Source organism: Stagnihabitans sp. (assembly GCF_964946895.1).
Genome location: NZ_CBBQHX010000084.1, coordinates 1 through 6590, shown reverse-complemented (window position 1 = coordinate 6590; position 6590 = coordinate 1). Strand labels below are relative to the sequence as shown.

At 58.8% G+C, this 6590-nt stretch carries 8 protein-coding genes and 2 pseudogenes; 2 read left to right on the top strand and 8 right to left on the bottom strand.

All coding sequences use genetic code 11. The features are described from left to right. The 8 genes and pseudogenes from AC1Y2B_RS23260 to AC1Y2B_RS23225 all read right to left on the bottom strand — a co-directional run. Window positions 1-201: transposase (locus AC1Y2B_RS23260; protein ID WP_482255504.1), on the bottom strand; the 201-nt coding region annotated here is incomplete at its 3' end. A gap of 46 nt (window positions 202-247) precedes the next feature. Next, window positions 248-550, bottom strand: a complete 303-nt coding sequence (locus AC1Y2B_RS23255) for a hypothetical protein (RefSeq protein ID WP_482255503.1) — start codon at window positions 548-550, stop codon at window positions 248-250. 210 nt (window positions 551-760) lie between these two features. Then, a complete protein-coding gene (locus AC1Y2B_RS23250) occupies window positions 761-1075 on the bottom strand; it encodes a type II toxin-antitoxin system RelE/ParE family toxin (protein ID WP_482255502.1) in 315 nt (104 codons plus the stop codon). Between the two features lie 4 nt (window positions 1076-1079). Further along, window positions 1080-1334, bottom strand: a complete 255-nt coding sequence (locus AC1Y2B_RS23245) for a ribbon-helix-helix domain-containing protein (protein WP_482255501.1) — start codon at window positions 1332-1334, stop codon at window positions 1080-1082. Between the two features lie 659 nt (window positions 1335-1993). Continuing rightward, window positions 1994-2299: pseudogene (locus AC1Y2B_RS23240) on the bottom strand (transposase); the annotation flags it as partial. Next, window positions 2211-2999, bottom strand: coding sequence for a CopD family protein (locus AC1Y2B_RS23235; RefSeq protein WP_482255500.1), 789 nt, complete (start codon window positions 2997-2999; stop codon window positions 2211-2213). The gene AC1Y2B_RS23235 and the pseudogene AC1Y2B_RS23240, both read right to left, overlap by 89 nt. Before the next feature lie 137 nt (window positions 3000-3136). After that, a complete protein-coding gene (gene copC / locus AC1Y2B_RS23230; protein ID WP_482255499.1) occupies window positions 3137-3493 on the bottom strand; it encodes a copper homeostasis periplasmic binding protein CopC in 357 nt (118 codons plus the stop codon). A gap of 109 nt (window positions 3494-3602) precedes the next feature. Next, window positions 3603-4127, bottom strand: coding sequence for an RrF2 family transcriptional regulator (locus tag AC1Y2B_RS23225; protein ID WP_482255498.1), 525 nt, complete (start codon window positions 4125-4127; stop codon window positions 3603-3605). 71 nt (window positions 4128-4198) lie between these two features. Between AC1Y2B_RS23225 and AC1Y2B_RS23220 the strand changes: the two genes are divergently transcribed. Together AC1Y2B_RS23220 and AC1Y2B_RS23215 are read left to right on the top strand one after the other, a co-directional pair. Beyond that, the gene (locus AC1Y2B_RS23220; protein ID WP_482255497.1) at window positions 4199-6394 is read left to right on the top strand and encodes a 4Fe-4S binding protein; all 2196 of its coding nucleotides are present in this window, start codon (window positions 4199-4201) and stop codon (window positions 6392-6394) included. Continuing rightward, window positions 6387-6590 (top strand): annotated as a pseudogene (locus AC1Y2B_RS23215) (TAT-dependent nitrous-oxide reductase); the annotation flags it as partial. The gene AC1Y2B_RS23220 and the pseudogene AC1Y2B_RS23215, both read left to right, overlap by 8 nt.

Below are 6590 nucleotides of genomic sequence, written 5' to 3'. Positions count from 1 at the left end.
GCCAAGCTTGTGCCGATAGCGCCAATCATAAAGCATCGACCGCGAAATCTCATGCCGCCGCGCCACCTCGGCCAGCGTCACGCCATCGCGACGGCTTTCCTCGACGATCCGGATCTTCTCGTCATCCGTCCAACGGCGACGGCGACCCGTATCGGAAACCGACAAAACCTGAATGCGGGGGGTGTCTTCGTGTGCGTCCATACGGACACTCGATAATCGATCAGGACAAAGCCCCTCAAGACGGCCCTCACTGCAGGCTTACGGCCCACTCGACCGCCTTGTAGAAGTTCTGTTGCACGCCATGCCCTTCATAATAGGCTTCGGCCACCTGTCCCTGCGCTTTGGCGTTGCCATTCACGGCAAGTGCCAGTTGCTGCTCGAAGTGCGCAATCGCCTCGTAGTCCCCCATAAAGTCCTGAAATGACGGCTTAACCTTGGGGGCCGTACTCAAGACGGCGAGGGTCGCCCTAGGCCCCGGTGGGTCTGCTTGGGCGCCAGCCGAAAAAACACATGCCGCCAGCAATGCTGTGGCCAAAGTTACCTGTTTCATTCTTGCCTCATCCGGCGCTGTCTTCGCAGCGCATCTGTTTCTTGTCGCTGAAGATGGACGGCCCCTCTGATTCCTTCAAGGTAGGCCTTTTGGCTTTTGGCGCTGGATGCGGATTTCCGGTATTGGAACGCAATCGGTCTGGAAGTCCTAAGCGAATGCTGCGCTGCAGTCGTGTCAAAAGGAGGTGCTGCTAAAGGCGGACCCGGCCCTCTATCCGCCCGACTGATCATCCCTGAACCGATCCATCTGGTGCATGCGCTCATGCAAGATCGTCACGATACCGATGTCTCCGTTCGACAGCCGTCGCCAATAGGCGGAATGACGGGCGTGCCGGACATAAAACCCCTCGACACCAAACTCTGCGGGGATTGGTCGTGACACCACGCCATGACCTTCGATCTGTTCGAAGGTCAAGAAAAGATCGGTGATGTAACGGTCCGCCTGATCGGCACCCCATCGGTCGCGGGTGTATCGATAAATCTCGTCAAGCCGCAGCGATGCGGCTTCCTGAACGCGCACCGACATTTCGTCAACTCCGGTTCCTGGAGATCACGTCCGCAGCGGTCAACGGGCGGTAGCTGTCTTCGGGAGCGGCGAAGGAGCGGGTCAGTTCTGCTTTCAGCCGGTCGAACGATTCACGCTCGATCCGCTCCTTGTCACGCCGGATCAGATCGCGAACGTATTCGCTGATGTTCTCATAGGCCCCGTTCTCGCCGACATTCGAGGCGACAAACTCGCTCAAAGCGCCACTGATCCGCACTGTCATCGTCGTTGTCTGGGACATCATGACCTCCACTCGCGCGTCTGTCTTCAAAATAAGCAATAATGAAGACGGATGCAAGGTTGTCTACGTCTTGGGAAACGGTCAATCTGTTGCATAGAAGGTCTGGCAGAGCACCGACATTCGGCCTCCGGCAGGAGGCTGAATTGGAAGCCTGCAGGTCATACGATACAGAAAGTTGCGGGCAAGTTACGGTGGTTGTGCGCCCCCGCAACCAAATTATACAAATATAGCAAAGACTTAAATCCCGAGTGAAACACTCAGGCGTTGTCATCCGCAAAACACGTCAACGCCACGTCAACGTTTGACGAGTCCCCCCTCCAAAGTGGGGCATTTTTGCATTTGGCATCGCGAAAAGCCCTATGTGTTCATGCGTGCTTTAGCAAAACCGTGCTCGCCAGCAGCGGCTGAGCCGGAAAAGCGTTCCTTGGCGACAAGAAGCGCCATGCCTCTAGCCCCAGCGCACGACAGGCGAAGGTCAAATTGCTCCGGGTGCGTCAAAGAAGCGACTTCCAGAAAACGACCTTGTCATCTCCCATCGCCCAGAAGTCTCTGATGCGGGCCTCTTCGGTGTAGCCGTTCTTGCGGTAGAATTCGCGTGTCTGCGCGAATGCTCCAACTCCGGACGTCTCGACGATGAGGATGCGTTGCTTGCGGCTCTTGAGAACGGATTCCAGTTCGGCGACCTCGGCACGAAGGTCCTTGACCTCGCCGCTGCTGGCCTGACGGGCGGTATCGCCAGCCAATCGTTTCTTACCGGCCTCAAGGAACTCCTTGGACCAGCTGTAATACAGGCTCTGCGCGATACCTTCCTTGCGGCACAGTTCGGCGATGCTGTCTTCGCCGCGAAGCCCGGACAGCACGATCCGGATCTTCTCCTCAGACCCATGCAGCTTGCGCGTCGCGCGCCGGATGTCCTTCACAACCTGCTCGGCAGGCGCCTTCGTCGTCACGGGGTTCTTTCTCATCTCTACCTCCATGTGGGGTCAAGATGAGCCGCAAACCCTCCGCTACGCAATCATGCAAAACTGTTCCATGGGTGCTGATGGCGGACAGGCTTGGCACCAGCCGATACCGGTTGAACAACGCCAGACCCAGCATCAGCAGTACAGCTGCCACCTTGAGGAGGAGCAGGCTCATGTAAACTGTCGAAGGATCCCGACTGTTTCGAGAAATGAAAATCAGGATCGACTTGGCAACTCCCGTGGCAAAAACTAGCCCAACCGCCAAGTGACCCCACCATGAGAAGCGGCGCAGAACAGCTGCTGCGTCCTCAGTCAGAGTAGAGTTCGAGAGGAACGGCAGGATCAACGCCAACCCTCCCACCCAAAAACCTGCCGCCAAAAGGTGCAGCGCTGATAGGCCCTGATGCAAGAAACCTAGGGAACCCGCAGGCAGCACGGCGTGGCCGATCAAGCCCAGACAGGAAAGATTCAATCCGGCTAAGACAGCTACAGCTCTGGGCCGGTCACTGCGACTGGCCAGTACCAAAGCCGCCGCCAACCCCAGATGCACCATCCAGACCTCGCCAAAGTGCGAAGAGGTCAGCAATGCCATGACAACTTCCGGATTGGCTGCATCTTGCGGGCCATCGCCGGCCAAAGCTGCTTCGGCAGCTAGCCACCCCAGTGAAGCAAGCAAATTGAGCTGTGCAAAAAGACGGGTCAACCGAACCGCTTTGCGCGCCGAGCCTCCCAGAAGGCTCGGCGGGAAAGCTCCCGCGCGCAAGCTGCCAGCTCCCCAAAGCAGCATCGCCGACGCGAACTGCAAGAACCGGCACAGGATAAGTGACGTCTCCACTGAGTTTACTTGACGGTGAAGCTGTAGCTGCCATGCGACTTGTGGCCATCATCCGCCAAGGCATGCCAATCGACCAAATAGGTTCCTGCGGTCAAGGTCGTGACTGCAGGAATAGTCAAAGTAACGCCATCTGCGCTCAAAGAGGCAACTCCGGTCGGCAGGTCTTTGCCCTCAGGACCTTTTAGCGTGATCCCGGAAAATCGGAGCGTCACCATCTCGGTGAAGGTCAAGGTCAAGGTTAGCGCCGAGGAAACCGCGACTGTTGTGCCATCGGCGGGCATTTCGCTGACCAAGCCGACGTGGGCGTAAGCCGCGCCAGCCTGCAAGAAAAGCGCAAGGGTAAACGCGAGTGCAGGTTTCATTGGATACTCCTGACCGGACAGGGCCGGTTTTTTTGGGAAGCTATAACAGCAAGGGTAACTACAGCTGCCTTGGAACCGACGTTGCAGTCAATTGGAGGGAATGGACGGTCTAGCTCAGCTCAGATGCCGTCATAGACCGGAAGGATGACATGGGCAGGGCCACATCGGCCAACGTCACCTGATCGAAGGCAGCCAGAAAGGCCGAGATTGCCTTGCGGCCTACGGCTGGCAAACGACACGGTCCGACGATCGGGCACGCTTGGCCGTCCTGGAAACACTCAAACACGCCAAAGTCGATTTCGGTAACGCGCAGCACGGCACCGAGATTAATGTCTTCAGGCTTGCGTGCCAGCAGGTAGCCACCTGTCCGCCCTTTGACCCCGCGGAGAAATCCGGCCTTGGTCAACTTCATCACGACTTTCTTCAGATGCCCGTGCGAAATCCCGAAGGTTTCGGCAGTCATTTCAATCGTCAGACGTTCCTCGCCCTTGGCTGCGGCGATCATCAAGACGCGCAGGGCGTAGTCGCTGAACTTGGTTAGATGCATGGACGGGACTCTCTTTGGCAAACTTTTGTTACATTTTCTGAGAAAAAAGGTTGCTTGGAAATGATCAAAATCAAGCTTTCCAGCCATTTCACAGAAAAAGGTTACTTTACTTGACCTAAATCAAGGGAGGGGTCGGCGCGGTCGGGCATAGGAGCGTCATGAAACATGCACTCCGCGTCCTTCTGACCCGCCTGCTGCTGGCCCTTGCGGCCGCAGTCTTGCTGTCCTCGCCCAGTTTGGCTGATACGATTTTGTCAAAGTATCTTCCCACGGTTCAGGCGGCCGATCTCGCCGTCGGGGCGGATGCGTTTGGCCCGATCCGCAGCGATCTGGCGGTGGCGCCCGTGCTGAAGGGCGGCCAGCAGATCGGCTGGGTATTTCTGACCTCAGACTTCGTGGGCACGACCGGGTATTCCGGCAAGCCAATCCACACCTTGGTGGCCGTCGACAACGAAGCCAAGATCACCGGCGTCAAGCTGGTCAAACACTCCGAACCCATTGTTCTGATTGGTATCCCGGATGCGAAGGTCAAAGCGCTGGCCGCGAGTTATGTGGGCATGGATTTGGTCGCGATGGCCAAGTCGGGCGGCAAGCACGACATGAACATCATCTCCGGCGCCACGGTGACGGTGATGGTTCTGGACGATTCCATCTTGAGGTCGGGCATCAAGGTGGCCCGTGCCTTGGGGCTTGGCGGTCTTGCGCCTGAGATTGTGGCAGGTCCCACTCTTGAACTGGACCCTGCAGCCATCGCCCCGTCCGACTGGATGGCGATGGAGGGTGACGGCACATTGCGCCGCCTGTCGCTGGATGTGGGACAGGTCAACGCCGCATTCGAGGCGCTGAATGACCCACGTGCTACGGCCAAACCCGAGACCGCTCCGCCGGACACGATCTTTACCGAGATGCAGGTGGCCTTGGTTTCGGTCCCCGCCATCGGTCAGGCACTTCTGAGCGCGCAGGATCAGACCAACCTGACGACATGGCTGCAGCCCGGCGATCAGGCCTTGATGATCGTGGGCAAGGGAATCTTTTCCTTCAAAGGCTCGGGCTATGTGCGGGGCGGCATCTTTGACCGGATCGTACTGGTGCAGGATGATGTGTCGGTCCGCTTTCACGACCATGATCACAAGCGGCTCGGCTCCATCGCCGCCAAGGGTGCGCCGGATTTCAGCGAAACGGACTTGTTCCGCATCCCTGCTGCCTCGGGCTTTGATCCTACCAAGCCGTTCCGCATCCAGCTTCTGGTGCAACGTCAGGTGGCGGCGGTCGAGAAGGACTTCCTGACCTTCGACCTCGCTTACCAACTGCCGCCGCATTACCTGCGCGCCATCGCCGCCCCAGCCCCAGCCGCTGCTGCCGTCCCGGCGCAGGACGAGTCCGCCGCCCAGACTGCCCTGTGGCAGAAGATCTGGCTCGACAAAAAGGTCGAGATCGCGGGCCTTGCCGCCATGCTGGCCGTGCTGACGCTGGTGTTCTTCTTCCAAAGCCTGGCCACCCGCAACGCTCGCGTCTTCTTCTGGTTCCGGATGGGCTTTCTGACGGTCACGCTGGTCTTCCTCGGCTGGTATGCTGATGCGCAATTGTCGGTCGTGAACCTGATGGCGCTGTTTGGCGCCTTGGTGACGGGGTTCAGCTGGCAGGCCTTCCTTCTGGACCCGCTGACCTTCATCCTGTGGTTCTCACTCGCCGCCGCCCTGCTGTTCTGGGGACGTGGCGCCTATTGCGGCTGGCTTTGCCCCTTTGGCGCGCTGCAGGAACTGACCAACAGGATCGCCCGCGCCTGCCACATCCCGCAATGGACGCTGCCCTGGGGCCTTCACGAACGCCTGTGGCCGCTGAAATACATGATCTTCCTTGGGCTGTTCGGCGTGTCGCTGATGTCGATCGACCAAGCGGAACACTACGCGGAAATCGAGCCGTTTAAGACCGCCATAGTCCTGAAGTTCATCCGTGCCTGGCCCTTCGTGGCTTACGTGGTGGCGCTGCTGGTGGCCGGGCTGTTCGTCGAACGCTTCTACTGCCGCTATCTTTGCCCCTTGGGTGCAGCACTGGCGATCCCGGCACGGCTCAGGATGTTCGACTGGCTCAAGCGCTATCACGAATGCGGCTCGCCCTGTCAGACCTGCGCGAATGATTGCCCGGTTCAGGCCATCCACCCGACCGGAGAGATCAACCCGAATGAATGCGTCAACTGCCTGAATTGTCAGGTGCTTTACCAAAGCAAAACCAAATGCCCGGTCGTCATCCGCCAAGTCAAACGGCGTGACGCTGTGGGCACGGCTGGGACAGCCCTCAGGATGCCCGGCGATCTGATCAACCATCCGAACGTGAAAGAACCGAAACATGTCTGACGATAAGAAACCCGGAATCAGCCGGCGGGGATTGTTTGGAGCAACGACTGGCGGGGCTGCCCTGCTGGGCGGACTGGGCGGATCGCGTCTGGCCATGCTGGCCGGGGCAGCAGGTATCACCGCAGCCTCCACCACGGCAGCACGCGCCGAAGGCAAGTCGTTTGAGGTCGCTCCGGGCGAGTTGGACGAATACTAC